We start from the raw sequence: 25,149 nt of genomic DNA, 5'->3' as shown, positions 1-25,149 counted from the left end.
TCCCAACGTCGCGCCTCAGGCCTTGGCTTCCGTCGTGGCCAGCGGACGGGAGCCGAGCTCTTCGTCGAGCCGCAGGAGGCCCGGGCCGTCCTCGTTGATCATCCGGACACGACCGACGATCTCCTTGACGGTGGCCTCCTCCTCGACCTGCTCCTCGAGGAACCAGTTCAGCAGCGGCCGGGAGTCGAGGTCGCCCTCCCGCTCAGAGATGCGGTAGAGGTTGCGGATCGACTCCGAGACCTTCTCCTCGTGGGCAAGCGCCGCGGCGAACGCGTCGAGCACCGAGGTCACGCGCACGGCAGGGGCGGTGGTGGCGCCGATGGCCGGGTGGTTGTCACGGTCGGCGACGTGATCGATGAACTTGTTGGCGTGGACGATCTCCTCGTCGGCCTGGTGGCGCAGCCACGTCGCCATCCCGGGCAGGTCCATGAGCTCGAGCTCGATGGCCAGCTGGCGATAGACGAGGGACGCCTGGAACTCCAGGGTGATCTGGGCGTTGAAGGCTTCCTCGAGGGTGGCACTGAGCTTCATGCGGTCGAGCCTATCGGCTCCTCGAGCAGCGCACCGAGCGCCATCGAGCGCAGGAGATCGTGCATCTCGTCGTCCGGGACCAGGCCGCTGTGCGGGGTCGAGTTGAGCAGGCCGAAGGCGGCGTGGGCCATGGCCCGCGCGCGTTCCGCGGTCAGGTGGGGGTGGACGCCCCGCAGCTCGCGCGCCCACACCTCGACGTAGTCGCGCTGCAGGCTGCGGACCCGCTCGCGAGCCTCATCGGGCAGGGAGGACCAGTCGCGGTCCTGGACGACGATGAGCGCGCGGTGCGACAGCGAGAACTCGATGTGCCACTCGACGAGCGCCTCGATGGCAGCCCTCGGGTCTGCGGCCGCTCCTGCCCGGGCCGTGCCCTCGGCCAGCAACCGCTCGCTGATGGACACCAACATCTCGGCCAGCATCGCGTCCTTGCTGGCGAAGTGCTTGTAGAGGGCCGGACCGGAGATGCCGCAGGCGGCGCCCAGCTCGGCGACGGAGACGCCGTGGAAGCCCCTCTGGGCGAAGAGGCCGGCCGCGATGTCGAGGATCTGCTGGCGCCGGGACACGGACTCAGGTTAACCCCCGCTAACCGGAGGCGGCTCCGAACAGGGGGGCCAGCACCACTGTGGCGTGGCCCGTGGCTCGATAACCTCACCCCATGAGCGCCGAGACGACCCCTGCCCGGCCGCTGCGTGTGGTGCTCGCCGAGGACGGCGATCTCGTCAGGGCCGGCGTGCTCGCGCTGCTCGAGCGGTTCCCCGAGATCAGCGTCGTCGGCACCGCGACCTCCCTCGATGAGCTGCTGCGCGTCGTCGATGACGTGCATCCCGACGTCCTGCTCACCGACGTGCGGATGCCGCCGGGTTTCAGTGACGAGGGGATCCAGGCTGCCCGTCGGCTCCGCACCACGCGCCCGGAGCTCGCTGTGCTGGTGCTGACGCAGTATGCCGACGTGGAGTACGCCCTGGACCTCACCGAGGAGGGCAGTGCCGGGCGCGGCTACCTCCTCAAGGAACGGGTGGCCGACGCGGACGAGCTCGTGCGCGCGCTGCACACCGTCGCCGAGGGCGGGTCGGTCATCGACGAGACGGTGGTCGAGGCGTTGCTGCGGGCCAGCAGGCGCCGGGCCGGGCCGCTCGACCGGCTCACGCCCCGTGAGCTCGACGTGCTCTCGCACGTCGCCCAGGGCATGTCCAACCAGGCGATCGCCGACGGGCTCTTCGTCACGCCGCGGGCGGTGGAGAAGCACATCAACTCCATCCTCTCCAAGCTGGACCTGCCCGGCGACGAGTCGGTCAACCGCCGGGTCGCCGCCGCTCTCGTCTTCCTCAGCTCCACCGGCACCGGCAGCGCCACCCCGGTGGCGCAGCGGGCGACGTGAAGAGCCTGGTCCTCGGCTGGGCTGACTCGCTCGACCCGCGACTGCAGCGCTACTACCTGGCCAACCTGCTCGGCCTCTTCTCGGCGCTCGTCGCGCTGACGATCGCGTATGCCGTCGGGCTCCGCAGCCCGATGGTGGAGGCCGACATCGGCGTGATGTCGGTGGCGTTGATCATCATCCTGGTGGGGATCCCCCTCGCCAGGAACCGCGGCGCCACCGCGGCGGTGTGGGCGATGGTGGCATCCTCGGCGGTCTTCGGTCTCGGCGCCGTCTGGAGCTCGCCCTTCCTGGCACCGATAGCGGTCACGGCGCAGTTCGTCCCGCTCACCGCAGCGCTCGCCCACGTGGGACCGCGAGTGATTCGGGCCGTTCTGGTCATCACTCTGCTCGTCGGGTCCGCAACCGTGGCGGTCGCCGAGCTGCGGCGACCCGACGCGGAGCTCATCGCGCCCATCGCGGCCGCCATCTCGAGTGCGGTCGCGCTGCCCTTCATCATCGCGGTGCTGGCCATGGCCATCCGGGAGAACAACCGACGCCTGGCCGAGCAGGCGGACGCGCTGCGGGAGTCGCGCTCCCAGATCGTCAGCGTGGCCGACGCGACCCGGCGTGGCCTCGAGCGGGACCTGCACGACGGTGCCCAGAACCGGCTCGTCCTGATGAGCGTCGAGCTCGGACGGTTACGCTCGCTGCTCGCCGAGGGTCGCACCAGCGAGGCGGCTGAGGTCGTTGCTGCCGTCGTACGCCACAACCACGATGCGCTCCAGGAGCTGCGCGAGCTCGCCCAAGGCATCTACCCTCCGCTGCTGGCCGAGCGAGGGCTGCCGCCGGCGCTGCGTGCGGCTGCCCGTCGGTGTGCCATCTCCTGCACCGTCGACGCCGACGACATCCCGAGATATGACGAGGCGGTCGAGGCGGCCGTCTACTTCTGCATCCTCGAGGCGCTGCAGAATGCCGTGAAGCACTCCGGGGCCCCTGAGGTCAGGGTGCACCTCAGCGCCGAGCGCCAGCTTCGCTTCGAGGTGATCGACGACGGTGCGGGATTCGACGTGCACGTGCGACAGGCCTCCGGTGGCCTGCTCGGAATGCAGGCGCGGTTGGCCGCGGCTGGCGGTCGCTTGGAGGTCGTCTCCGTCCAGGGTCGCGGCACGACCGTGCGCGGCACCTTCGGCTGACAAACAGTGGTGCTGGCACTACTGCCCAGCCGGCGCCGGTGCCGTTGACTTCCACTCGTCAGCAACACAGGTGGACGTCGCGCGGGGGGCGACGTCCGCCCAGGCACTGCGGTGTCGTGGCGGCGACGACGTGGCACAGTCGCCCGCGTGAAACGTCGCGTGGCGCAGGTCGTGCTCCAGCTCGCCTTTCTCGGGGCCCTGGCCGCTTGCGGCGACGACCCGGGCACCGGGTCGGACTCCCTGTCTCCGGGAAGTGGCGACGTCCCGATCACGTCGAAGGCGATCGCCGCGGTCACCCTCGAGCACGTGCCTCACACGCCACACGTGTTCACGACGTCCACCGACAAGGAGGATCCGGACGGCATGGTCGGGGCCGACCTGCGCTACGACCCGACCGGCGAGTCGGACGGCGGGCTGCTGCGCGTGGTGGTCAGCCCCACCCTCGAGGAGGACCCGTGCGGCGAGCACACCGACGGGTGCGAGCGCCGGCAGGTCGAGGGCGGTGAGCTGGTGGTGGTGTGGCAGCTCGAGGAGCCCGAGGAGGACGGCGGATTCCTCGCAGTGGTGATGCTGCGAGAGGACGAGGTGGTCTACGCGTACAACGCGGCCGAGACGATCACGAAGGACCCGCGCGACATGGAGCTCCGCTTCCCGGTCGAGCTTCTCGAGGAGATCGTCACCGACCAGCGGCTGGGCCTCACCACCAGCCAAGCAGCGGTGGACGCAGGCGAACAGATCCCTTGCTGGCGCGGAGGCCTCGGCGGGCCGTGCGAGGACGGCGGGCCACTGCCCGACGAGTCGGGAAGCTGAGCGACCGACGGCACGCGCGCTGCCAGGTCGGCGGGCTGGCGTCATGGGTTAACAGTCACTAACCTGCTGGGCATGGCAGAGATGACGGAGCTGGTTGCGGACCTGCGCGAACGACTCGCGCTCGTGAGGCAGGGCGGCTCGGAGAGCGCGCGGGCCAAGCACACGGCGCGGGGCAAGCTGCTGGTCCGCGACCGGGTCGACCGCCTGCTCGACCCGGGCAGCCCGTTCCTCGAGCTGAGCCCGTTGGCAGCGACCGGGATGTACGGCGCCCCCGGCCAGGACAACGCCGTGCCGGCGGCCGGCATCGTGACCGGCATCGGCCGGGTGGAGGGCCGCGAAGTCGTGGTCGTCGCCAACGACGCCACGGTCAAGGGCGGGACCTACTACCCCCTGACCGTCAAGAAGCACCTCCGAGCCCAGACGATCGCCAGCGACAACCACCTGCCCTGCGTCTACCTCGTCGACTCGGGCGGTGCGTTCCTGCCGATGCAGGACGACGTCTTCCCCGACCGCGAGCACTTCGGCCGGATCTTCTTCAACCAGGCCAACCTGAGCGGCCGCGGGATCCCCCAGATCGCCAGCGTCATGGGCTCGTGCACGGCGGGCGGCGCCTACGTCCCCGCGATGAGCGACGAGAGCGTGATCGTCAAGAACCAAGGCACGATCTTCCTCGGCGGGCCACCCCTGGTGAAAGCAGCCACCGGCGAGATCGTCTCGGCGGAGGACCTCGGCGGTGGCGACGTCCATGCCCGCACGTCCGGCGTGGTCGACCACCTCGCCGACGACGACGCGCACGCCCTGCGGATCGTGCGCAGCATCGTTGCCACGCTCCCGACCCAGACGCACGGCCGGCCGCCGGGTGCCGTCGAGGAGCCGCACCAGCCCCCTGAGTCGCTCTACGACGTGGTGCCGACCGACACGCGCACGCCGTACGACGTCCGCGAGGTGATCCGCCGGATCGTCGACGGCAGCCGGATGCACGAGTTCAAGAAGCTCTACGGCGAGACCCTGGTGACCTGCTTCGCCAAGATCCACGGCTACGACGTGGGGATCATCGCCAACAACGGGATCCTCTTCAGCGAGTCCGCCCTCAAGGGCGCGCACTTCATCGAGCTGTGCAACCAGCGCGGCAACCCGCTGGTCTTCCTCCAGAACATCACCGGCTTCATGGTCGGGCGGGAGTACGAGAACCGCGGCATCGCCCGCGACGGCGCCAAGCTCGTGACGGCCGTCGCGTGCAGCGTGGTGCCGAAGTTCACCGTGGTCATCGGCGGCTCCTTCGGCGCCGGCAACTACGGGATGTGCGGACGGGCCTACGACCCGCGGTTCCTGTGGATGTGGCCCAACGCCCGCATCTCGGTGATGGGCGGTGAACAGGCCGCCAGCGTGCTCGCCGAGGTCCGCACCGACCTCGAGGGCGAGGAGCAGGTCGAGGCCTTCAAGGCCCCGATCCGCAGAACTTACGAGACCCAGGGCTCGCCGTACTACTCCACGGCAAGGCTCTGGGACGACGGCGTCATCGACCCGGCGGACACCCGTCGGGTGCTGGGAATGGGGCTCGCGGTCGCCGCGCACGCCCCGGTCCCGGCTCCCAACTACGGCATCTTCCGGATGTAGCCGTGGAGCCAGCGACGCAGGAGCTTCGGCTCCACGGAACGAGGAGCAGCATGGCGCAGCCATTCGACGCAGTTCTGGTCGCCAACCGCGGCGAGATCGCGCTGCGCGTCATGCGCACCGCCCGGACCATGGGCCTGCGCACCGTCGCGGTCTTCACCGCGGCGGACCGCGACGCGCCCCACGTGCGCGCAGCCGACGATGCGGTGGAGGTCTCGAGCTATCTCGGCATCGAGGAGATCGTCAAGGCCGCCGACGACCGGGGCGCGCGGCTCATCCACCCCGGCTACGGCTTCCTCTCCGAGCGGTCTTCCTTCGCCCGCGAGATCGAGGGCACCGAGACCGTGACCCTCGTCGGTCCCAGCGCCGCCGTGATGGACGCGATGGGCAAGAAGGACGCGGCCCGAGAGATCGCGGTGGCCGCCGGCGTCCCGGTCGTGCCCTCCTACGCGAACGACGCGGACCCCGCGACCTTCGCCTTCCCGGTGCTGGTCAAGGCCGCCGCCGGGGGCGGCGGCAAGGGGATGCGGATCGTCCGCGCCCTCGACGAGCTCGAGCCGTCCTTGGCCGCCGCGAAGCGCGAAGCCCTGAGCGCCTTCGGTGACGACACGATCCTGATCGAGAAGTACGTCGAGCACGGCCGCCACATCGAGGTGCAGGTCCTCGCCGACCACCACGGCAACGTGGTGCACCTCTTCGAGCGCGACTGCTCGACCCAGCGCCGGCACCAGAAGGTGCTCGAGGAGGCGCCGGCCCCCACCATCAGCCCGGCCCAGCGCGAGCTGGTCACCACCAGCGCCGTGGCCCTGGCCCGCGCCGTCGACTACACCAACGCCGGCACGGTGGAGTTCCTGCTCGACAGTGACACGGGCGAGGTGTACTTCCTGGAGATGAACACCCGACTCCAGGTCGAGCACCCCGTGACCGAGGAGGTCGTCCGCGTACGCGGCGAGCGTCTCGACCTCGTGGAGCAGCAGCTGCTCGTGGCCGCCGGCCAGCCACTGTCGTTCGGCCAGGACGACGTCACCGTCGAGGGCCATGCGATCGAGGCCCGCATCTATGCCGAGGACTCCTTCGGCGGCTTCCTGCCCCAGGCTGGGCGGGCGGAGCTGGTGCGGTGGAGCGACGCGGCTCGGGTCGATCACGCTCTCGAGTCCGGGCAGGTCGTCAGCACCAGCTTCGACCCGATGCTGGGCAAGGTGATCGCCTGGGGCGAAGACCGCGAGGCCGCGCGGGCCCGGTTGATCGACGCGCTCGACCGCACGGGCGTCCTCGGCCTCACCACCAACACCGGTTTCGTGCGTGCCCTGGCCGCTCGCGACGAGTTCCGTGACGCGACCATCGACACCGCGTGGCTCGACCACGCTGAGGTGGCCCCGCCGTCGGCGCTGGTGCCACTGACGTTGGCGGCCTGGGTGGCGGCAGCGCTCACCGGTCCGAGGTTCGCGGCGGCAGGTGCGGGCGACCCCTTCGCGCCCGACGGCTGGCGTTCGGCCGGCCCGAAGGCACCGACACTGGTCGCACTCGAGCACGCCGGTCGGGTCCACGAGCTCGAGGTCGACGCGGCCGCCAGCACGGTCGACTCCAGCGCGGTGCGCGAACGGACGCTGGCCGACCACGTCGTCGTACTCACGATCGACGGTCGCGACGAGCTGGCGGTCGTCAACGCCCAGGCCCACAGCATCGAGGTCGCCTACCAGGGCCAGCGCTTCGTCTTCGAGCGTCCCGACGCCTTTGCCGACCACGGGCCGGCGGCCGGCGACGGCACCCTCGTCGCGCCCATGCCCGGCACCGTGCTCGACGTGCTTGTCAGCGTGGGGCAGCAGGTGGCGGAGGGTGAGACGTTGGGGGCCATGGAGGCGATGAAGATGGAGCTGGCGCTCAAGGCGCCCTTTGCCGGGACCGTGACCGAGATCGGCGTGAGCGCCGGCCAGCAGGTCGCCCTCGGGGCGACCCTCATCGTGGTGGAGGCCCGCGATGAGTGAGGTCACGATCTACGAGGTCGGTCCGCGGGACGGCCTGCAGAACGAGAAGGGCGTGATCGCCACTGAGGTGAAGGTCGAGTTCATCCAGCGACTGGTGGCCGCCGGTCTCCCCACCGTCGAGGCCACCAGCTTCGTGCACCCGAAGTGGGTGCCCCAGCTCGCCGACGCGGCGGACGTGATGGCTGCCCTGGGTGACGCCGGCCGCGACCTGCCGGTCCTGGTCCCCAACGAGCGCGGGCTCGACCGTGCCCTCGAGCTGGGCGTCCGGCACATCGCCATCTTCGGCAGCGCCACCGAGACCTTTGCGCAGAAGAACCTCAACCGGTCCCTCGACGAGCAGTTCGCGATGTTCGAGCCGACGGTGGCTCGCGCCCGGGCTGCCGGGCTCGACGTCCGTGCCTATGTCTCCATGTGCTTCGGCGATCCGTGGGAGGGTGCCGTGCCCGTCGACCAGGTCGTCGGCGTCGGCAAGCGACTCTTCGATCTCGGCGCCAGCGAGCTCAGCCTCGGGGACACGATCGGCGTCGGCACGGCCGGCCAGGTCAAGGGCCTGATCGCCGCCTTCACCAACGCCGGGATGCGGCTCGACGACCTGGCGATGCACTTCCACGACACGTACGGCCAGGCCCTCGCCAACGCCTACTCCGCACTGCAGGCCGGGATCACCACCTTCGACGCGAGCGCCGGCGGGCTGGGCGGCTGCCCCTACGCGAAGAGCGCCACCGGCAACCTCGCCACCGAGGACCTCGTGTGGATGCTGCGCGGACTCGGCATCGAGACGGGCGTCGACCTGGACGCCGTCGTCGCCACCAGCGTGTGGATGGCCGAGCACCTCGGACGGCCCAGTCCGAGCGCCGTGGTGCGCGCGCTGGCAGGATGAGCCCATGAGCCGCGTCGTGTATCTCCACATCGGCGCTCCGAAGACCGGGACCACCTACCTCCAGGACCGCCTGATGCTCAACCAGGCGTCGCTGGCCGCGCACGGGGTGACGATCCCGACGAAGAACCGGTTCGTCGACGCCGACCTCTTCCACTTCCGCGCCGCCCTCGACCTGCTGGACCAGGACTGGGGTGGCAGTCCCGGCCACGCCAAGGGCTCCTGGGACACGATGGTCAAGCGCGTCCGGCGCGCGCGGGGCGCGGTCATCATCAGCCACGAGATCCTCGCTCCGGCCAAGCCCGACACGATCGCGCGCGTGCTCAACGACCTCTCCGACAGCGAGGTCCATGTCGTCTACTCGGCCCGCGACCTCGGGCGCCAGCTCCCGGCGGCCTGGCAGGAGAGCATCAAGCAGGGTCGCAAGTGGACCTTCCAGCGCTTCCTCACCAAGGTCGAGCGCGGCCAGACGTGGTTCCGCAGCGCCATGGATCTGCCGACGGTGCTGGACAACTGGGGAGCAAAGCTCCCGCCCGAGCGCGTGCACGTCGTCACCGTCCCGCACGACCGGGGCCCCACCGGCAACGAGCTGTGGCTCCGCTTCTGCCTCGCCTTCGGCATCGACCCGGCCTGGGCGCCACTCGACTCGGAGCGGTCCAACCGCTCCCTCGGGATCGCCGAGACCCAGCTCGTACGCCGCCTCAACCGTCGCCTCGAGCTGCCGATGTGGCGCGACGCGACCTACGACGGGCTCATCCGAGAGCTGCTGGCCCAGGAGGTGCTGGTTGCCCGCGACTCGTTCCCGGTGCGCCTGCCGCCGGACCGCTTCGACTTCGCCGAGGCGCAGGGGCAGCTGTGGGTCGACTGGATCAAGGCCAGCGGCGTGGACGTGATCGGTGACGTGGAGGACCTGCGCCCGATCCGCCCCGACCCGGCCAAGCCCTGGCGCGACCCGGACCGGGTGAGCCCGAAGCTGCAGCTCGGCGCCGCCCTCGATGCCCTCACGATGATGACCCGCGAGGCTGCCGAGCGCACGCCCACCGACGACCTGCCCCGCAAGCTGCGGCAGCAGGCGCGTCGACTGCGCGAGCGCTAGCCGGGCGCGGCTCGCCTTGAGCGTTCACCACACAGACGCCTCGCCGGGTGCTGCCCGCGCGTGGGGCTGGGTCGCGCACCTACGCGGTGGCGGCACCACCCCGTGGCACTCGTGGACCGGCGACGGCGTGCCGACTGCCCGGGTGCTGCCCGGTGCCCAGCAGCTCGAGCTGCTGAGGCGGCTCAACATCGCCGATTCGAGTGATTGGCCCCAGCGTGGAAGGGACCACCTCAGCACTCGACTCGCCGACCGGGTGCTGACCGCTGCGGCACCCGGCCGCGGCAAGCCGGACCTGTCCCTCGTGGGCGTCGGCCCGTCGGCGTACGGACCACTCCCGGTCGACCCGAGCGTGCTGCCGGCCGACGAGCTGATCCGCGTCGCGACCAGTGTCCTGGCCGAAGACGTCGTGGCCCTCGGCGTGCCCGGGCCGGCTCGGCAGCTGCCGAGGTCGTGGCGCCGGGACGTCCGCGTCGTCGGCAACCCGCTGGAGGCAGCGCACCTCCGCGCCCACGTCGTGGGTCGCCGGCCACCCGCCCGGAAGGGCGCCGCGGTCCTGGTGCTCGGCGGTCCGCTCGACCAGATGCTGGCCGACGTGTGGAGCCGTCGTTGCTTCGAGCGCGGCTCGGGAGCCTGGCTGGAGTGGCTGCGGTTCTGGCAGCAGCGGGGCGAGCTGCCACCGCGCATCGACCTGCCCGCGGTCGCCGCGCGCCAGCTGGCGGCGCACCCGGGCGTCCGCGTGGTGCTCGACCCCGCTGCCCTGCCCGAGCTCCTGCACGTACGCCGCATCCCGCCACCTACGAGGCCCGGGGGCGACGCCTCCGAGCTCGCGCGCCGGATCGCCACCGTCATCGGCCTCCTCGTCCCGACCGAGGTCCGGGCCGCGCTGATGACCCAGACGCTGCTGCCGCGGATGCCGGCGACCCGCACCCCGCCGGTGGCCCTGCCCGACGAGCACCGCGCCTGGGTGAGTGCCGCCGCGCACCGCATGGCCCGGCAGCTCCGACGCGCTGGCTACCCTGTCGTCGGAGATCCCGACTCGATCCTGCCGCGCGAATCGTCCGGTGCGGGGGGAGCGGTCCCTCGTGGCGGGGAGCCGACCGTCGCGTCGGGTGAGCTGGTGCTGGAGCTGGCTGTGCGGATGCTGGTGGATCAGTCCTGGAAGACGACGGAGAAGACGGAGGGGTCGGAGTGACGAGCACGGTGGCCTCGAAGACGGGCGTACGGCGCGTGCTGCTCCACGTCGGCACGCCCAAGACCGGCACCTCCTATCTCCAGGACGTGCTGTTCCGCAACCGTGACCTGCTGCGCGAGCACGGCATCCTCTACCCGGCCGACCGGTTCGACGGGCACTTCCTGGCCGCGCTGGACCTGATGCGCCTGACCTGGGGTGGCCTCGAGACCGAAGCCGTGGGCGCGTGGGACCGCCTTGCCGCCGAGGTCAGGGACTGGCCGCACACCTCGATCATCAGCCACGAGATCCTGTCGACCGCCTCGCCGACCCAGATCGATCGGGCGCTGACCTCCTTCGGCGAGGGAGTCGAGGTGCACCTGATCCTCTCGGTGCGCGACCTGGTCCGTCAGGTCCCGGCCGAATGGCAGGAGAACGTCAAGCACCGCAGCCTCGTCTCCTACGCCCACTTCCTCGAGATGATCCGCGATCCCGGACGCGACACCCGGATCGGCTCGTGGTTCTGGGGTGCGCAGGAGATCCCCGACATCCTGGATCGCTGGGGCGCGATCCTGCCGCCCGAACAGGTGCACCTGGTCACCGTCCCGAGGCCCGGAGCAGCGCCCGACGAGCTGTGGCGTCGCTTCAGTGGCACCTTCGGTCTGGACGGGATCGACCTCGACCTGACTCCGGAGCGCGCCAACCCCTCGCTCGGGGTGCCCGAGACCGCTCTCCTCCGGCTGATCAACAAGCGCGTCACCTCGGTGGTCGCCCCGCCCGACTACCGCCCCCTGGTGCGCGAGCTGCTCGCCCACCAGACGCTGTCCCGCCGCACGGAGTCCGCCAGGCTGGGCCTCCCACCCGCCACCCACGAGTGGGTCCGGGAGCTCTCCCGCACGTGGGCCGACGAGATCCAGAAGCGTGGCTACGACGTCGTGGGCGACCTCGCGGACCTGATCGGCCAGCCGCCGGAGACCTTCACCGATCCCGACACCGCCCCGGCCTCGGACCTGCTGCCCGCCTCGCTGGATGCGATCAAGGCCTTGCTGCTGGAGGGCTCCCGGTTGCGGGAGTCGGAGGCGCGGCTGGCGCGCGAGCTCGACGAGACCCGCGCCGAGCTGGAGCTCGCCCGTCGCTCGCCCGCGGAGAAGACCGTCCGGGCGATGCAGACCCACAAGCCGGGACGCGCAGCCCTCAGGGCCTACCGGCTCCTGCGCCGGCGCTGACCGGCTGGCTGCGGGTCACCGTGCGGCAGAGCCGCGAGGCCGCGGCAGGATCTCGCGGTCGGCGTACCGCCCGATCTTCCACGTGGCGTAGCCGTCCGCACCCATGCCGACGAGCCCGCCGACGACCGGGACGCGTCGGCCGATGGTGGTCGCGAGACGCTTGCCGGCGATCCGGGCGATGAGGTCGGCCGCGACCTCGGCGCTGATGATCGCGTCGAGGTTGGGGTCGTGGGCAGGAGCGGTGGCGAGCGCCATCGGCGGGGCGGGGAGCTTCTTCTTCCGGACCAGGCTGGTCACCACCTCCTCACCGAGCAGGGTGGTGAGGATCGCGTTGCGCACGCGCGGGTCGTCGAGGTCGTGGCCGCGCAGGTGGGCGATCCCGGCGATCATCCGGCACTGCACCAGCGTGACGCCGGTGATGTTGGCGGGGATCGCGAACGCAGCGGTCACCAGTCCACCGACGTTGGTGGCGAAGCCCTGGGTGCCGGCGTAGCGGACGTGGTTCTCGATGACCTCGTGGATCGCCCGGTCGACGTCGCCGTGCTGCTCCGCGAGCTGCTTGTCGGCAGCGGCGGCGGCACCCGGTAGCGGACCCACGCCGGCGATGGCGCGGTTGAGCGCCTCGCGGACGAAGGACGTGGTCAGGCCCGGTGCCAGCTCGGTGATCCTGGGCGCAAGGCTCTTGCCAACTCGTCCGGTCAGACTCATGGCACCAGCCTAGAGGCCCTCGTCAACGCGCAGCCAGCGATGGTGGTGGCATCAGCGACGCCGGACCTCGCAGCTCTTCGCACGCTCGGCGTCGAGGCAGATGTCCGGGCCCCCGCGGCCGGCGACCGTGTCCACACCCGGTCCCAGGTCGAGGACGTCCCGGCCGTTGGTGCCCACGACCCGGTCGCGGCCGCCGAACGTCTGCGCGCGCAGGCTCCGACTGGCTCGGAGGGTCACGTCATCCTTCGCGCCGGTGCCGAGATAGACCCAGTTCAGTCGGGGACCGGACAGGGTGTGGTGCTCGTAGCCGCTCATCGATGCGATCGTCCGCTCGATCTGGATGTGGGACCGTCGTCGATCGACGGTGATCCGATCCGATACGCCGAGCTTGGTACCGCTCCCCAGGGTGAGCAGGTCGTCGCCGCGGCCCCCGTCGGTGATGGTCGGTTCCCCCAGGGCGAACACGTCATGGGTGATCTGGTCGTCGCCGTCGCCGCCGCGGACCTGCAGCCCGCGGACGCTGAGAGCGGTGATCGAGTCGTCCCCGTTGCCACCTGAGATCTGGCTGCCGTCGGCCGTGCCGTGACCGTCCAGCTCGTCGATGACCACGACGGAGTCGTTCCCGTCGCCCGCGACAAGCGTCACCGGACCCCACCACGACCAGATGGTGTCGTCGCCCGCGCCGCCATGGACCGTGTCCGGGCTCACGTGCTCCCGGTCCTCCCGTTCGTCGACCAGACCGTGGTAGTCGTCGTACTTGCTGGCACCCATGTCCGGATTGAGCTTGTCGTCCCCGTCACCACCGCTCAGGACGTCGTTCCCGCGACCGGACCAGATGGTGTCGCCGTACGGCGAACCGGTGATGCGGTCGTCGTGGGCGCTGCCGAGCACAGACATCACCCCGGCTACCACGATCGTGTCCGTGCCCTCCCCGACCGCGCGGCCGAGACCGTCCACACCGGTGAGGTCGACATCGACACCAGTGGCCGAGTCCCCGAAGCTCAGCACATCTGTCGGGTGGTACAGGTTCCCCTCTTTGTCGACCACGACCGGGGACCCTGCGTTCGGGTCGAGACCGAGGTCGACGAAGTCGTCACCGGGGCCCGGCTTGATCTCGTCCGCCCAATACTCAACGATCCATTGCCCCGTCCGGTCCAGGCCGCCGAAGAGTCGGTCGTCGCCCTCGCCCCCCGCCAGGTTGTCCTCGCCCTCGAGCCCGCAGATCACGTCGTTGCCACCCGCTCCGTCGATCGTGTCCGGGAGGTCGGTGCCGACGATCACGTCGTCGCCCGGGTGCCGGTGACACGATCGGTGAAGTACGGGTACTTCCCCTCGCGCGGCACCACGATCGTCGCGGCCCGCCCGTCGCAGGTCTCTCCCGCGGCTGCGGCCGGGAGGGTGGCCAACAGGGGTGCCAGAAGCGCGAGCGAGACCAGGGCGATCCGATGCATGCTGTGTCCTTCGATCTCGGGGTGTGCCTGTTCTGACGCCGGCAGCCCACGAAACGTTGTCGCCGAGTTGGCTAACGTGCCATCGTGCCGCCCGTCCTGCCCGAGCCCTCCGCGTGGGTCTTCCCCGACCCCGGCGACTGGGACCCCGACGACGACCTCGTCGGGGTGGGCGCCGACCTGGCGCCGGGGACGCTGCTTGCGGCGTACTCCCAAGGACTGTTCCCGATGCCGAACGGCGGACCCGGTGAAGGAAGGAGGGCGCCGATGGGTTGGTTCTCGCCCGTACGCCGAGGTGTGCTCCCCCTCGATGGGCTCGTCGTGTCCCGCTCGCTGCGGAGGTCTGCGCGTCACTTCGAGATCCGGGTCGACACCGCCTTCGAGGAGGTCATCGACGCGTGCGGCGATCGCCGCCGACCGGACGGCTGGATCAGTCCGGCAATCCGGGCGGCCTACCTCGAGCTGCACCGTCTCGGCTGGGTGCACTCGGTCGAGGCGTGGCGGGAGGGTCGGCTGGCCGGGGGGCTCTACGGCGTGGGCATCGGCGGCCTGTTCGCCGGTGAGTCGATGTTCCACCGGGAGCGCGATGCGTCCAAGGTGGCACTGATGGGCCTGGTCGAGGTGCTCAGCGACGAGCACGCCGACCAGCGGGTGCTCGACGTGCAGTGGCAGACGCCCCACCTCGCCTCCCTCGGCGTGGTCGAGATCCCGCGTGCGGCATACCTCAACTCGCTGCCCGACGCCCTCGCGCTCCCGCTGCCGGGACCCCTCCGCTGAGGTCCGTGGGATGATCAGTGCCGGTCGACAACGGGGGAGCAGGAATGCGCGTGAAGCAGGTGGTGGTGACGATCGTCGCCCTGGCGTCGGTGGTGGCGTGCGGAGGCGGGGGTGCGGCCGCCGGAGCACCCGAGGATGCCTCGATCGAGGACTTCTGCGCTGCCCAGGACTGGCTCGTCGTCGAGGGCATGGCCCGGGCAGGTGCCAACTTCTCGCGCCCCTCCGCGGAGGAGCTCGCACAACTGCTCCGCGACTGGGCGCGGGAGTTCGTCCGCGTCGGGACCCCGGAGAACATGTCCTCGGAAGCACGCGTCGGGTTCGAGAGGTTCGTCGACCGGGCCGACGACCTGGAGGCAAGCGACGTCGAGGGCGGGTCGCTCAACTGGGTGTACGGCAACTGGGAGAACGACGAGGAGAAGGCGTTCGCCCACTTCATGACCAACACCTGCGGCGCCTGATGGACGCCCGGAACCGGCGAGTAGGGCATCATGAGCACATGAAGCCGCACATCAAGCACGCCATGCTCACCGCCTCCCTCGTTCTCGTCGGCGCCTCCGCCGTGGGCTGCGGCATGGGTGGTCCCCCGTCGGACGCCTCCGAGAAGGAGTTCTGCACGGCGGTCAACAGCCTGTTCGACGACATCGACCTGGCTGAAGAACCGTCCCAGAAGGAAACCGTGGCCGCGGTCAAGAAGTGGGGCAAGGAGATGGAGAAGGTCGGCACCCCCAAGGGCCTCTCCGACGAAGGCCGCAAGGGCTTCGAAGTCATGGTCGAGGAGATGGCCAAGATCGAGGACGACGCCACCGCCAAGGAGCTGGAGGAGATCGACAAGGATCTCTCCAAGAGCGACAACGAGGCCGTCGACGTGTTCGACGACTACATGACGGAGACGTGCTCCCTGGAGGAGCCCGAGGCGCCGTAGACCCCGTCAGCCGCCGAGCCTCAGGACCGGTCCGGACGAGGTGTGAGCTCGAGCCCGACCGGCCCTGCTGGAACGGTGCCACATGCCGCCGCAGCGGGCGCGCGTTGGCGACTGACCACCAGCGCCGCTAGTGCGGCGACGCCGACCACGGCGGCGAACACTGCTCCGGCGAACACCAGCGTGGCGAGGGTCGCGGCAGCGCCGGCGATGCCGAGCAACCCCAGGATGGGGGCGGCGCAGCACACGGCGCACGCAGCGGCACCGGCTCCCACGAGGTGGCGGTCGCGCAAGCGCATCAGTTGCTCCAGCCGTTCGTGGTGGTCGGCCTGCTCGTGATCGCCACGAACGGCAGCGGGCAGCAGTCGGTCGTGGCGCAGACGGCGAGGTCGTCGCAGCCTGCGTCGAGGGCGGTGCGGAGGTTCTCGTGAATGGTCGTGAGGTCGCGCGATCCGCTCCTCGATCTCCACCAGCTTGATCCGTGCTTGGGCCTGGAGTCCGGCGTCGGGACTGCGGCCATGACGATGGCGCCCCATGGCCAGCAGGTCCGCGACCTCGTCCAGGGTGAACCCCAGTCGCTGTGCGGCCTTGATGACACGCAGCACCGTGACCGTCTGGTCGGGGTAGAGCCGGTGGCCACCGGGGCTGCGAGCTGGCTCGGCCAGCAGTGTTCTCGGTTGCGGTTAGTCAGCGGATCAGGCAGAAGGGGTGTCCGACTGGGTCCAGATACACCCGGAACCCACCGTCTGCGGACGGCTGATGCTGGTGTCTCCGGGCCCCGCAGGCGAGCACCTGCGGCTCCGCAGCGTCGATGTCGCCGACACTGAAGTCCAGGTGGAACTGTTGCGGGTGTTCGCCCCCGGGCCAGGTGGGCGTCACCCAATCGTCGATCCGCTGGAACGCCAGGGTGGCTCTGCCGTCCGGATTGTCGGGTGTCACGCCGCCGCCGGGCGGTACCAACGTCGCGAACGATTGATCGGCTCCTTCCTCAAGCGGCCAGCCCAGCAATTGTGCGTAGAACTGGGCGAGTTCCAGCGCATCGGGACAGTCGAGGATCACGAGATCGAGCTTCGGCTTGATGTCCATACGGCGAGGCTAGGCGGCAATGCGGACAATCAGCGTCCGGAATTGAGAAGAGCGGCCGGTCTCGCCCGTACCCACGACCCGAGCACCGCGACCCACACGAGCGGGACCCACACGGCGCCTGTGGCTACGCCCTGCACGGAGGTGACGAGCGACAGCACACCAGCAAGGAGGGCCACGGGTAGGACGAGCAGCACCGCAGACGCGACGAGAAGCAGGACGTCCTGCCAATCCGGGCGCCGTGGAGGGAGGACGAACGCCGAAGCGACTGCAGCGACCAGGGCCCCGGCCATCCAGAGCCGCCACGCCCGGCGCCACCTCTCGGGGTCCTCGAGGGTGCCGCACGGCGCAATCTCACAGGCGCCATTCGTGAACAGCTCCGGCTGCAACGGGGCCCAGGCGCTGGCGCCGACCATCACGGCGAACCCTGCTGCCCCGAGCAGCACCCAACCCCCCGACCTCATGGCGCCCATCCTGCCTGCGTCGGATCAGGGTCGGGCACCCCGGTTGGCCAGCGCTGCGTAGGGATCGTCTGGATCCCCGCCCCCGGGACGCACTTCGAGGTGGAGGTGCGGGCCCGTCACGTTTCCCGTGCTGCCGACCAGACCGATCACTTCGCCGCGTCCTACCGACTCGCCGACATCAACTCCGATGCTCGACTGGTGGCAGTACCAGATCTCCGTGCCGTCCGGGTGGGTGATGACCGTTCTGTACCCGTACGACCCGGCGTAGCCGGACTCTGTCACCGTGCCTGTCGCGACGGAGGAGATGGGTGCTCCTTCGGGTGCGGCGAAGTCGAGTCCGGTGTGGACCGTGCTCCACAGGTAGCTGCTCTCCCCGAAGACTGCCGTGAGGCGATACGAGGTCACCGGCAAGGTCCATCGGTTCAGCTCGATCCACCGTCGCCGCGCTTCAGCCGCAGCAGCACGGCGATCAGCTGCCGCCTGCAGCTGCCGCAATGTCCGTTCACGGCGATTCGCCGCAGTCCGCAGTTGTCGCAACGCCTGCTCACGCCGTTTCGCCGCGGCCGCGGCGCCCAGGGTCGATGGTGTTTCGCGGCGAGGCGCGGAGCGGCTGACGACGAGCTCGAGCTGGTTGACCTGGGTGGTCTCGCTCGCCTGATGCCAGACGTCCGATGGTGGGACCGCCTGTCCGGTGCTTGGTGGAGCGGCATATCCGGTGGTGAGCTCAACGGGATCGCTGCTGAGCGCTCCGCCGGTCGCCAGCGTGATCGCAGCAAGGCCTACCAGGACGGAGACCGGTGGCCGTAGGAACCGTCGTGACGATCCAGGGGCGCCGCGCCGGGGGTCCGTCCTGCGCGCCCGCCGCTTCCCGGCGCCGACGTAGCCGGTGGGCTCCGTCGATGTCGCCGTGTCGAAGTGTTGACTCAGCACACGCCTGCTCTTTCGCACCTGAGGTGGCACCGAACCCGCCCACGACGATGGAGGCAGTTGCGCACGAAGCCGGCACCGGCCTGGCAGCTCTCATCACCCATGCTGGCCGCATGTAGCCCTGGACGCGCGTTGTGACCAGTCTGAACGCCTCGCCGCAGCACCGCAGCGGATTGCGTGAACCGGCGAAGCTCGCTGGACTGTTACCGAACAGTCAGGGGGTGGTGGGCGCCACCGCACCCCCCGACTGTTCGGTAGGCGACGCGCCGAGTCCCGGACGTCCTGGTCCGGTGGGATCGTGGCGGCGTGAAGATCCGGCTACGGCGTCACTCGTTTGGCGCCGAGGAAGCACCGGTATCGCGGGCGCGTCGCGAACTCTGCCCAGGTCCACACAGCTGGCCGGCCGACGTCACGTGAGAGATGGAGCAGCTGCCCCTCCGCCATGAGTACGGCGACGTGCGCTCCCCAGGATGTCGGAGCGCTGTTGAACAGCAGGACGTCGAGTGGCGCAGGTTCCCCATGGACGAGCCGGGTCATGGTCGTGTCCTCCCACAGCTCACTGGATCGAAACGGCGGCACCTGCCGGCCGTACTGTTCGAGGACCGCGTAGGCATACCGCTGGCAGTTCGCTCCGCTTCTGATCGACGTCGAAGACGTAGCCCCTGGATGGCGGCTTCCGTCATAGGGCACGGACCACAACCAGGACGGCCAGCCGTCCTCAGGAGTGGGCCACGCGTTCGTACCCTTCATCGGAGTCAGTATCGCCGGGGGACGGCTGACTACTTGAGCAACCGGCTCATCCGCCGGTCGGCCAGCGGCTTCCCGCCGGTCTGGCAGGTCGCGCAGTACTGCAGGCTGGAGTCGGCGAAGGACACCTCCCGGACGACGTCCCCGCACACCGGGCACTTCTCACCGGCGCGGCCGTGGACGGCGAGGTTCGTCTTCTTCTCGCCCTTGAGCTCGCTGGCGTGCAGGCCGCGTGACCGCTCGACCGCTGCGCCCAGCACCCCGCGGATGGCGTCGTACAACCCCTGGAGCTCGTCGTCGGTGAGCGCGTTGGCGGGTTTGTACGGCGACATCCGGGCCGCGTGCAGCAGCTCGTCGGAGTAGGCGTTGCCGATGCCCGCGATCGTGCCCTGATGACGCAGGACGCCCTTGATCTGCTTGCGGCCCTCGGACTGCAGGATCTGGCTGAGCACGTCGATGGTGAACGCGTCGTCGAGCGGGTCGGGGCCCAGCCTCGCGATGCCCGGCACGTCCTGCGGGTCCCGCACGACGTAGATCGCCAGGCTCTTCTTGGTGCCGGCCTCCGTCACGTCCAGCCCGGGCTGGGTGTCGGAGTCGGGGTCGTCGATCACGATTCGCGCCGCGAGGGGGTTCTTGCTGTTGGGCCTGGCGGGCAGCGCCGGCACCTCGTCGCGCCAGCGCACCCAGCCGGCGCGAGCCAGGTGCATGACCAGGTGGGTGCCGGAGGCGGTGATGTCGAGGAACTTGCCGTGCCGCGTCACGTCCTCCACCAGGGTGCCGTGCAGTGAGTGCAGCGGCGGGTCGAACGTCTTCAGCGCGCTGAACGCCGCCAGGTCGATCCGGGTGATCGCACGGTCGAGGAGCCGGCCCTTCAGGTCCAGGGCCAGGGCCTCCACCTCGGGCAGCTCGGGCATGGGCAGAGTCTAGGCACGTCCTCGTCGGTCGTCGGGGGGTCAGCGTCCCGGCCAGACCTCGATGGCGAGACCTTGACCGAGGGTCTTGACGGGGTGGGCACAATGACGAGATGGCCATCCCGCGACCGCTGCCGCTGACGGGGTCGATCTTCTTCGACGCCCGCGGGCAGGGCCGCGCTCTTCGCGTCACGTGGCACCACGACGCAGACCTCGTCGTCGTCTCGCTCTGGCGTGACAACGAGTGCAGCGGCTCCTTCCGCCTCCCGGTCGAGGAGGTGCCGGCGCTGATCGACATGCTGCAGCGCGGGCTCGAGGCGTCGTACGCCGTCAAGGCATCCCGCGAGGACCACGCGAAGCGGCGGCCTGTTCGTTTCGACCACGCCGGCTGAGCAGATCTAGGGAATCTGCTAGATCCCCCGATACGGTCTCGGGGTGGACCCGATCAGGAACCCGTACGCCCCCGGTGCCGGGCAGCGGCCGCCCGAGCTCGCGGGTCGTGACGAGCAGCTCCGGGCCTTCGACGTGGTGCTCGAGCGGGTGGTCAAAGGCCGCCCGGAGCGCTCGCTCGTGCTGACCGGCCTGCGGGGTGTCGGCAAGACGGTGCTCCTCAACGCGTTGCGATCGGCTGCCGTACGCCGCCGCTGGGGGACCGGCAAGCTCGAGGCCCGTCCCGACCAGGCGCTCCGCCGTCCGCTGAGCAGCGCGCTCCACCAGGCAGTGCGCGAGCTCGGGCACCCCGATCCGGACAGCGTCGACCACGTGCTCGGGGTGATCAAGGCCTTCGCGCACCGCGACGCAGGGGCAGGGGCCGGTGCCAGGCTGAAGGACCAGTGGAACCCGGGCATCGATGCGCCTGCGGTCCGCGGGCGCGCAGATTCCGGCGACATCGAGATCGACCTCGTCGAGCTCTTCACCGACGTCGGTGGACTCGCTGCCGACGTCGGCACGGGCATCGCGGTGTTCATCGACGAGATGCAGGACCTCGGGCCGGACGACGTGTCGGCACTGTGTGCTGCGTGCCACGAGATCAGCCAGTCGGGGTTGCCGGTGATCGTCGTGGGTGCCGGACTGCCCCATCTGCCCGCGGTGCTCTCTGCGTCGAAGTCCTACTCCGAACGCCTGTTCCACTATCAACGCATCGACCGTCTGGCCCGTGAGTCCGCCGACCGCGCCCTCACGGCTCCGGCGACCGAGGAGGACGCTGCGTTCACCGAAGAGGCGCTCACTGCGATGTATGCCGCCACGGGGGGCTACCCCTACTTCATCCAGGCCTACGGCAAGGCGGTCTGGGACCGGGCTCCACGGTCGCCGATCACGCTCGACGACGTGCGCGTCGCCACCCCCGAGGCCGAGTCGGAGCTCGCGGTCGGCTTCTTCGGGTCCCGCTACGAGCGAGCGACGCCGGGGGAGCGGGAGTATCTCCGGGCCATGGCCGACGTCGGGGCCGCGTCCGAGGACCCCGCGGTCGATGCGGTGCCGACGGCCGACGTCGCCGCCGCTCTCGGCAAGAAGCCGCAGTCGCTCTCCCCGGCTCGCGATGCGTTGTTGAAGAAGGGCCTCATCTACTCCGGCGAGCGCGGCCGGATCGCCTTCACGGTCCCGCACTTCGGGCGCTACCTCCGCGAGCACGCCGGCTGAGTGCCAGCCACTGCGCCCCGGGCAATGGGGTGGCGGTGGTCCCGTTGCTGTGTGAGGATCTCCCGCAGCGGCGCCGTCCAGCGCCCAGCCCGCGCATCGGCCCCAGTCCGAGCGAGGTGGCGAAGGGGAGCGGATCCTCGGGCGGTCAGGTAGGACTCGTCGCTTCACACGCACTGCGGCGGCGGACTGGGGACGCAACGCAGTCGGAGTGAGCAGACGTGACAAGAGACCGAGACTTCAAGCAGGTCGTCCGCACGCGGATGTCCGAGACCGGCGAGACCTACACCGCCGCCCGGGCCGCGGTCGAGGGACAGACCCCGCCCCTGGCGACCGCCAGGCACTCGCCGGCCGACCAGGCGGCGTACGACGAAGCCCGGGTCGAGCAGGAGCGGCTGGTGGCGCGGCTGTTCACCGACGGTCGGCTCGCGCAGGTCCCCGCCAAGCGGAAGACCCGTGCCGGCGCGCTGCTCGAGGTGCTGGCCCGGTTCGAGCCGGGCCGCGTGTATGCCGAACCCGAGGTGAACGAGGTCCTGTCCGCAGTCCACGAGGACTTCGCCTATCTGCGCCGAGAGCTCGTGAACTATCACTACCTGGAGCGCGCCGAGGGGCGCTACTGGGTGGCCAGGGCGGCGCCGGTCCGGTCGCGCGTCGAGCTGCAGGAGATCCCGCGCTGGGAGGCGGCGTGGCTGCCCGGCTTCGTCCTGACCGGCTGACGTGCGGATCTAGCGGGTGTCGCCGGGAAGCATCGAGGCGATCGCGTAGGTCGCCAGCGACACCGTCGCGGCCAAGAACGTCCCCCATGCGAGGTCGATCGCCACGAGGGCGACCGGGAAGCCCTCGAGCACAGCCAGGTTGGTGAGATCCCAGGCGGCGTAGGTGACGAGGCCGAAGAACCCACCGGCGAGCACCGCGCGCCGCCAGGAACCGTCGCCGACCGCTGGGTGGATGACGAAGAAGACCAGGCCGGCCACGAAGAGTGCATAGAACGCGACGGCCGCACCCACCCGGGGCTCGTCGGCGAGCAGGTATCCGATCTGTTCGTCGTAGAGGTCGCCGGCAACCACGGTCAGCCAGAGCAGGTCGATCAGGCAGAAGACGATGACGGCGACGACATACTGCGTGATCCACGAAGGCATGACCGAAGTATGCGTCTAGCGGACACGATCGGTCCGCGTCTGGCGAGAGGGTCGAGGTAGTCAACGAAACCAACCACAGGAGCACTCATGATCCAGCCCGCCCCGCTCGACGAAGCAGCCGCCCTCGCCACCTTCCTCCGCGAGCAGGTCGAGTCCGTCCGCGCCGCCGCGTTCGGCCTCACCGAGCGGGAGGCCCGCGAGTGCCCGACCCGGAGCGAGCTCAGCATCGGCGGCATCCTCAAACATCTCAGCATCACCTGGCCCGTCTGGCAGACACGGGGGGCGTGCGAGCGCGGCGAACGCGGCTGGCAGGTGACCGAGACCGACATCGCCCTGTTCTACGGCAGCTTCGCGCTGACCGAGGACGAGACCCTCGCGCAGGTCCTTCAGCAGTACGACGACGCGACGGCCGCCCTGCTGGCGGCGATCGAGTCCATGGATCCCGACGCGCAGGTGCTCGCGGCCCCGGCGCCGTGGTTCGGCCGGCTCGAGCCCATGCCCGTGACCGCGCGCATGCTGGCGCTCCACCAGATCGAGGAGTTCGCCCGGCACGCCGGTCACGCGGACCTCATCCGCGAGCAGCTCGACGGCGCCCAGGCCGGTCAGCTGACCATGGCCGTCCACGACATCCCCGGCAACGAGTTCATCCAGCCCTGGCGGCGCGCGGCGAGCTGACCACCACGTCCTTTCTGGTGGCCTACTCTCGTTCTCATGAGGCCGCAGGTCGTCGCACACCGGGGCGCCAGCCACGAGAACGCCGAGCACACGCTGCGTGCCTACCAACGCGCGATCGAGGTCGGGGCCGATGCCCTCGAGTGCGACGTCCGGCTGACCGCGGACGGGCACCTGGTCTGCGTGCACGACCGCAACCTGCAGCGGACGGCTGCCACCAAGGGCGTCGTCTCGACCATGAACCTGGCCGACCTCGACGAGCTCGACTTCGCGTCGTGGAAGAACCCGTGGGCCGAGCTGGACGACGAGGCAGGAGACGACGACCCGGCGCACAGTCGGGTGCTCACGCTGCGCAAGCTGCTGGAGACCGTCGCCGACGCGGGCCGTCGGGTGGAGATCGCGATCGAGACCAAGCACCCGACCCGGTTCGGTGGGCTGGTCGAGCGCCGGCTGGTCCAGCTGTTGGCCGACTTCGGCTGGACCGGCCCGGACTCGCCGGCGCGCGTCATGAGCTTCAGCGTCACTGCGCTGCAGCGCGTCAACCGGCTCGCGCCGCAGGTCCCGGTCGTGGCCCTGGTCGAGAAGGCCCACCACTGGCCGATGCTCAAGCGCGTCGCCGACCGCGACTGGATCATCGGGCCGGGGGTCAAGGAGCTGCGCGACCACCCAGGTCTCGGCAAGCACCTGCGCCTGGCCGACCGTGAGATCCATGTCTGGACCGTGAACACCGCGGAAGACCTGCAGCTCTGCGTCGACCTGGGGGTCAGCGCGGTCATCACCGACAAGCCGGCCTACGTGCTGGAGCTGCTGGACGTATAGCGTTTGGCCACATGGCCAAGAAGTCCCGCACCAAAGCCCGTGACAACGCGCCCGTCGAGGGAGAGGTCGGGCCTCGACAGCCCTGCCCCTGCGGCTCGGGGAAGCGCTACAAGGCATGCCACGGCGCGAGCGGGGGGGCGGCTCCCGCCTTCGTCAACAGACCGTTCGACGGCCTGCCCGACGAGTGTGACGTCATTGCGATGCGCGAGCTCGTCCCGGCAGCCACCGCGCCCCTGACGGTGCCCGGCACCGACCGGGAGGTCCGGCTGTGCACCCTGCTGCCCATGGCCGCGCCGGCGATGGTCCGCGACAGCGGCGCGATCTGGCTCGGTCTGCAGGTGGCGCACCAGTACGGCGACCCGTCGCGTGACCTCGGCGCCGTGCTCGAAGCCGCGATCGCGACCGAGCAGTCGGGCATCATCGGCCTGACGTCCCCGCCCGGGGAGGGCCCCAGGCTGCAGGACCTCATCACGGGCGAGTCGCTCGACATCACCGTCCACGACGGCTTCGCCTACTGGCTCGATGACGTCGAGGACCAGGACGACGCGACGGCGGCCGCCCTCGAGCAGGCCAACTCCGCAGCCAGCCCGACCGCACGGCTCGAGAGTGTGGAGGCGGCGTACTGGACCAACGTCGGTCCGAAGGAGCACCTGCGGTGGGTGATGCCCCACCCGGAGGACGAGCTGCTCGACGCGCTGGCACGGCTCCACGCGGCTGGCGAGGACTCCGTGGCCGTCGGCTCGCGGTTCGTGGGCATGTTCCGGGCGCACGGTCTGCTCGCCCCGGTGTGGGACCTGCCCGTCGGCACCGGCGCCGAGGTGCTGGAGAAGCCAGCGGCCGCGTTCGCCGCGGCGCTGGCAGACGCACTAGCCCAAGAGGGTGACCTCAGCACGCACGAACGGTCCGCCCGAGCGGGCCTGGCCAACCGTCAAGTGACTATTCGTTAGTCAAATGATCCCCCCGGACTTGTCCGAGGCGTGTGGCGGATGTAGGTTTCTAGTTGCCCGGCCGTTGTTGTCTCCCCCGTCGACATCGGCCGG

30 protein-coding genes are annotated in these 25,149 nt (G+C 70.4%); 18 read left to right on the top strand and 12 right to left on the bottom strand.

The window, feature by feature from the left end; translation table 11 throughout:
- Positions 1–15 precede the first annotated feature (15 nt).
- Both VNJ48_RS20545 and VNJ48_RS20540 read right to left on the bottom strand, forming a co-directional pair.
- Positions 16–531 (bottom strand): ferritin, encoded by a 516-nt coding sequence (locus VNJ48_RS20545; protein WP_325605618.1) that lies wholly within the window; start codon positions 529–531, stop codon positions 16–18.
- The gene (locus tag VNJ48_RS20540) at positions 528–1,094 is read right to left on the bottom strand and encodes a TetR/AcrR family transcriptional regulator (RefSeq protein WP_325605616.1); all 567 of its coding nucleotides are present in this window, start codon (positions 1,092–1,094) and stop codon (positions 528–530) included. Before VNJ48_RS20540 ends, VNJ48_RS20545 begins: the two co-directional genes overlap by 4 nt.
- 92 nt (positions 1,095–1,186) lie before the next feature.
- On the opposite strand from VNJ48_RS20540, the gene VNJ48_RS20535 reads away from it, so the two are divergent.
- The 9 genes from VNJ48_RS20535 to VNJ48_RS20495 all read left to right on the top strand — a co-directional run bounded on the left by VNJ48_RS20535 (position 1,187) and on the right by VNJ48_RS20495 (position 11,857).
- Positions 1,187–1,909, top strand: coding sequence for a response regulator transcription factor (locus tag VNJ48_RS20535; RefSeq protein WP_325605614.1), 723 nt, complete (start codon positions 1,187–1,189; stop codon positions 1,907–1,909).
- A complete protein-coding gene (locus VNJ48_RS20530) occupies positions 1,906–3,081 on the top strand; it encodes a sensor histidine kinase (protein WP_325605612.1) in 1,176 nt (391 codons plus the stop codon). The genes VNJ48_RS20535 and VNJ48_RS20530 overlap by 4 nt, the downstream gene beginning before the upstream one ends.
- Positions 3,082–3,228: 147 nt before the next feature.
- A complete protein-coding gene (locus VNJ48_RS20525) occupies positions 3,229–3,891 on the top strand; it encodes a hypothetical protein (RefSeq protein ID WP_325605610.1) in 663 nt (220 codons plus the stop codon).
- An 81-nt stretch (positions 3,892–3,972) separates the two neighbouring features.
- Positions 3,973–5,508, top strand: a complete 1,536-nt coding sequence (locus VNJ48_RS20520) for a carboxyl transferase domain-containing protein (RefSeq protein ID WP_414689973.1) — start codon at positions 3,973–3,975, stop codon at positions 5,506–5,508.
- Positions 5,509–5,558: 50 nt separating this feature from the next.
- Positions 5,559–7,490 carry a biotin carboxylase N-terminal domain-containing protein gene (locus tag VNJ48_RS20515; protein ID WP_325605606.1) on the top strand — a complete coding sequence of 644 codons (1,932 nt, stop codon included), beginning with the start codon at positions 5,559–5,561 and terminating at the stop codon, positions 7,488–7,490.
- Complete coding sequence (locus VNJ48_RS20510) at positions 7,483–8,370, top strand: hydroxymethylglutaryl-CoA lyase (protein ID WP_325605604.1); 888 nt, start codon at positions 7,483–7,485, stop codon at positions 8,368–8,370. Before VNJ48_RS20515 ends, VNJ48_RS20510 begins: the two co-directional genes overlap by 8 nt.
- A gap of 4 nt (positions 8,371–8,374) precedes the next feature.
- Positions 8,375–9,463: a hypothetical protein gene (locus VNJ48_RS20505; protein ID WP_325605602.1), complete on the top strand. Its 1,089-nt coding sequence runs from the start codon at positions 8,375–8,377 to the stop codon at positions 9,461–9,463.
- 16 nt (positions 9,464–9,479) lie between these two features.
- Positions 9,480–10,655: a hypothetical protein gene (locus VNJ48_RS20500; RefSeq protein ID WP_325605600.1), complete on the top strand. Its 1,176-nt coding sequence runs from the start codon at positions 9,480–9,482 to the stop codon at positions 10,653–10,655.
- Entirely contained in the window at positions 10,652–11,857 is a 1,206-nt protein-coding gene (locus VNJ48_RS20495; RefSeq protein ID WP_325605598.1) for a hypothetical protein, read from the top strand. The genes VNJ48_RS20500 and VNJ48_RS20495 overlap by 4 nt, the downstream gene beginning before the upstream one ends.
- Before the next feature lie 15 nt (positions 11,858–11,872).
- Here the strand turns inward: VNJ48_RS20495 and VNJ48_RS20490 are convergent, their stop codons facing one another.
- Genes VNJ48_RS20490 through VNJ48_RS20480 form a run of 3 tightly spaced genes read right to left on the bottom strand, consistent with a single transcriptional unit; the run spans position 11,873 to position 14,016 of the window.
- A complete protein-coding gene (locus VNJ48_RS20490) occupies positions 11,873–12,565 on the bottom strand; it encodes an EcsC family protein (protein WP_325605596.1) in 693 nt (230 codons plus the stop codon).
- A gap of 51 nt (positions 12,566–12,616) precedes the next feature.
- Positions 12,617–13,846 carry a hypothetical protein gene (locus VNJ48_RS20485; RefSeq protein ID WP_325605594.1) on the bottom strand — a complete coding sequence of 410 codons (1,230 nt, stop codon included), beginning with the start codon at positions 13,844–13,846 and terminating at the stop codon, positions 12,617–12,619.
- On the bottom strand, positions 13,843–14,016 hold the full coding sequence (locus tag VNJ48_RS20480; RefSeq protein ID WP_325605592.1) for a hypothetical protein: 174 nt from the start codon (positions 14,014–14,016) through the stop codon (positions 13,843–13,845). Before VNJ48_RS20480 ends, VNJ48_RS20485 begins: the two co-directional genes overlap by 4 nt.
- 84 nt (positions 14,017–14,100) lie before the next feature.
- On the opposite strand from VNJ48_RS20480, the gene aat reads away from it, so the two are divergent.
- Genes aat through VNJ48_RS20465 form a run of 3 tightly spaced genes read left to right on the top strand, consistent with a single transcriptional unit; the run spans position 14,101 to position 15,712 of the window.
- Positions 14,101–14,790: a leucyl/phenylalanyl-tRNA--protein transferase gene (aat, locus tag VNJ48_RS20475; protein ID WP_325605590.1), complete on the top strand. Its 690-nt coding sequence runs from the start codon at positions 14,101–14,103 to the stop codon at positions 14,788–14,790.
- Positions 14,791–14,834: 44 nt separating this feature from the next.
- On the top strand, positions 14,835–15,248 hold the full coding sequence (locus VNJ48_RS20470; protein ID WP_325605588.1) for a hypothetical protein: 414 nt from the start codon (positions 14,835–14,837) through the stop codon (positions 15,246–15,248).
- Between the two features lie 38 nt (positions 15,249–15,286).
- The gene (locus VNJ48_RS20465) at positions 15,287–15,712 is read left to right on the top strand and encodes a hypothetical protein (RefSeq protein ID WP_325605586.1); all 426 of its coding nucleotides are present in this window, start codon (positions 15,287–15,289) and stop codon (positions 15,710–15,712) included.
- Positions 15,713–15,732: 20 nt separating this feature from the next.
- Here VNJ48_RS20465 and VNJ48_RS20460 read toward each other — a convergent pair whose 3' ends face one another.
- The 6 genes from VNJ48_RS20460 to VNJ48_RS20435 form a co-directional block, all read right to left on the bottom strand.
- Entirely contained in the window at positions 15,733–16,314 is a 582-nt protein-coding gene (locus tag VNJ48_RS20460) for a MerR family DNA-binding protein (protein WP_325605584.1), read from the bottom strand.
- Positions 16,315–16,396: 82 nt separating this feature from the next.
- Positions 16,397–16,795, bottom strand: coding sequence for a VOC family protein (locus tag VNJ48_RS20455; protein WP_325605582.1), 399 nt, complete (start codon positions 16,793–16,795; stop codon positions 16,397–16,399).
- A 29-nt stretch (positions 16,796–16,824) separates the two neighbouring features.
- Positions 16,825–17,256: a hypothetical protein gene (locus VNJ48_RS20450; protein ID WP_325605580.1), complete on the bottom strand. Its 432-nt coding sequence runs from the start codon at positions 17,254–17,256 to the stop codon at positions 16,825–16,827.
- A 24-nt stretch (positions 17,257–17,280) separates the two neighbouring features.
- Positions 17,281–18,186, bottom strand: a complete 906-nt coding sequence (locus VNJ48_RS20445) for a M23 family metallopeptidase (protein WP_325605578.1) — start codon at positions 18,184–18,186, stop codon at positions 17,281–17,283.
- Positions 18,187–18,501: 315 nt separating this feature from the next.
- Positions 18,502–18,720: a hypothetical protein gene (locus tag VNJ48_RS20440; RefSeq protein ID WP_325605576.1), complete on the bottom strand. Its 219-nt coding sequence runs from the start codon at positions 18,718–18,720 to the stop codon at positions 18,502–18,504.
- A gap of 242 nt (positions 18,721–18,962) precedes the next feature.
- On the bottom strand, positions 18,963–19,844 hold the full coding sequence (locus VNJ48_RS20435; RefSeq protein WP_325605574.1) for an Fpg/Nei family DNA glycosylase: 882 nt from the start codon (positions 19,842–19,844) through the stop codon (positions 18,963–18,965).
- A gap of 110 nt (positions 19,845–19,954) precedes the next feature.
- Here VNJ48_RS20435 and VNJ48_RS20430 point away from each other — a divergent pair, with 110 nt between their 5' ends.
- From VNJ48_RS20430 to VNJ48_RS20420, 3 genes are all read left to right on the top strand, one after another.
- Positions 19,955–20,233 carry a hypothetical protein gene (locus VNJ48_RS20430; protein WP_325605572.1) on the top strand — a complete coding sequence of 93 codons (279 nt, stop codon included), beginning with the start codon at positions 19,955–19,957 and terminating at the stop codon, positions 20,231–20,233.
- Positions 20,234–20,276: 43 nt separating this feature from the next.
- On the top strand, positions 20,277–21,482 hold the full coding sequence (locus VNJ48_RS20425; RefSeq protein ID WP_325605570.1) for an AAA family ATPase: 1,206 nt from the start codon (positions 20,277–20,279) through the stop codon (positions 21,480–21,482).
- Between the two features lie 218 nt (positions 21,483–21,700).
- Entirely contained in the window at positions 21,701–22,195 is a 495-nt protein-coding gene (locus tag VNJ48_RS20420) for a DUF2087 domain-containing protein (protein WP_325605569.1), read from the top strand.
- Positions 22,196–22,204: 9 nt separating this feature from the next.
- Here VNJ48_RS20420 and VNJ48_RS20415 read toward each other — a convergent pair whose 3' ends face one another.
- Entirely contained in the window at positions 22,205–22,618 is a 414-nt protein-coding gene (locus tag VNJ48_RS20415; RefSeq protein WP_325605567.1) for a DUF2177 family protein, read from the bottom strand.
- 87 nt (positions 22,619–22,705) lie between these two features.
- Between VNJ48_RS20415 and VNJ48_RS20410 the strand changes: the two genes are divergently transcribed.
- From VNJ48_RS20410 to VNJ48_RS20400, 3 genes are read left to right on the top strand one after another with little or no spacing between them, the layout of a single operon-like run.
- Positions 22,706–23,293: a DUF664 domain-containing protein gene (locus VNJ48_RS20410; protein ID WP_325605565.1), complete on the top strand. Its 588-nt coding sequence runs from the start codon at positions 22,706–22,708 to the stop codon at positions 23,291–23,293.
- Between the two features lie 36 nt (positions 23,294–23,329).
- Complete coding sequence (locus VNJ48_RS20405; RefSeq protein ID WP_325605563.1) at positions 23,330–24,109, top strand: glycerophosphodiester phosphodiesterase; 780 nt, start codon at positions 23,330–23,332, stop codon at positions 24,107–24,109.
- Between the two features lie 11 nt (positions 24,110–24,120).
- Positions 24,121–25,056, top strand: coding sequence for a DUF5926 family protein (locus VNJ48_RS20400; RefSeq protein ID WP_325605561.1), 936 nt, complete (start codon positions 24,121–24,123; stop codon positions 25,054–25,056).
- Positions 25,057–25,149: the final 93 nt, after the last annotated feature.

It is taken from the genome of Nocardioides sp., from assembly GCF_035576065.1.
Classification (GTDB): domain Bacteria; phylum Actinomycetota; class Actinomycetes; order Propionibacteriales; family Nocardioidaceae; genus Nocardioides.
This window is presented reverse-complemented; position numbering and strand designations above follow the sequence as displayed.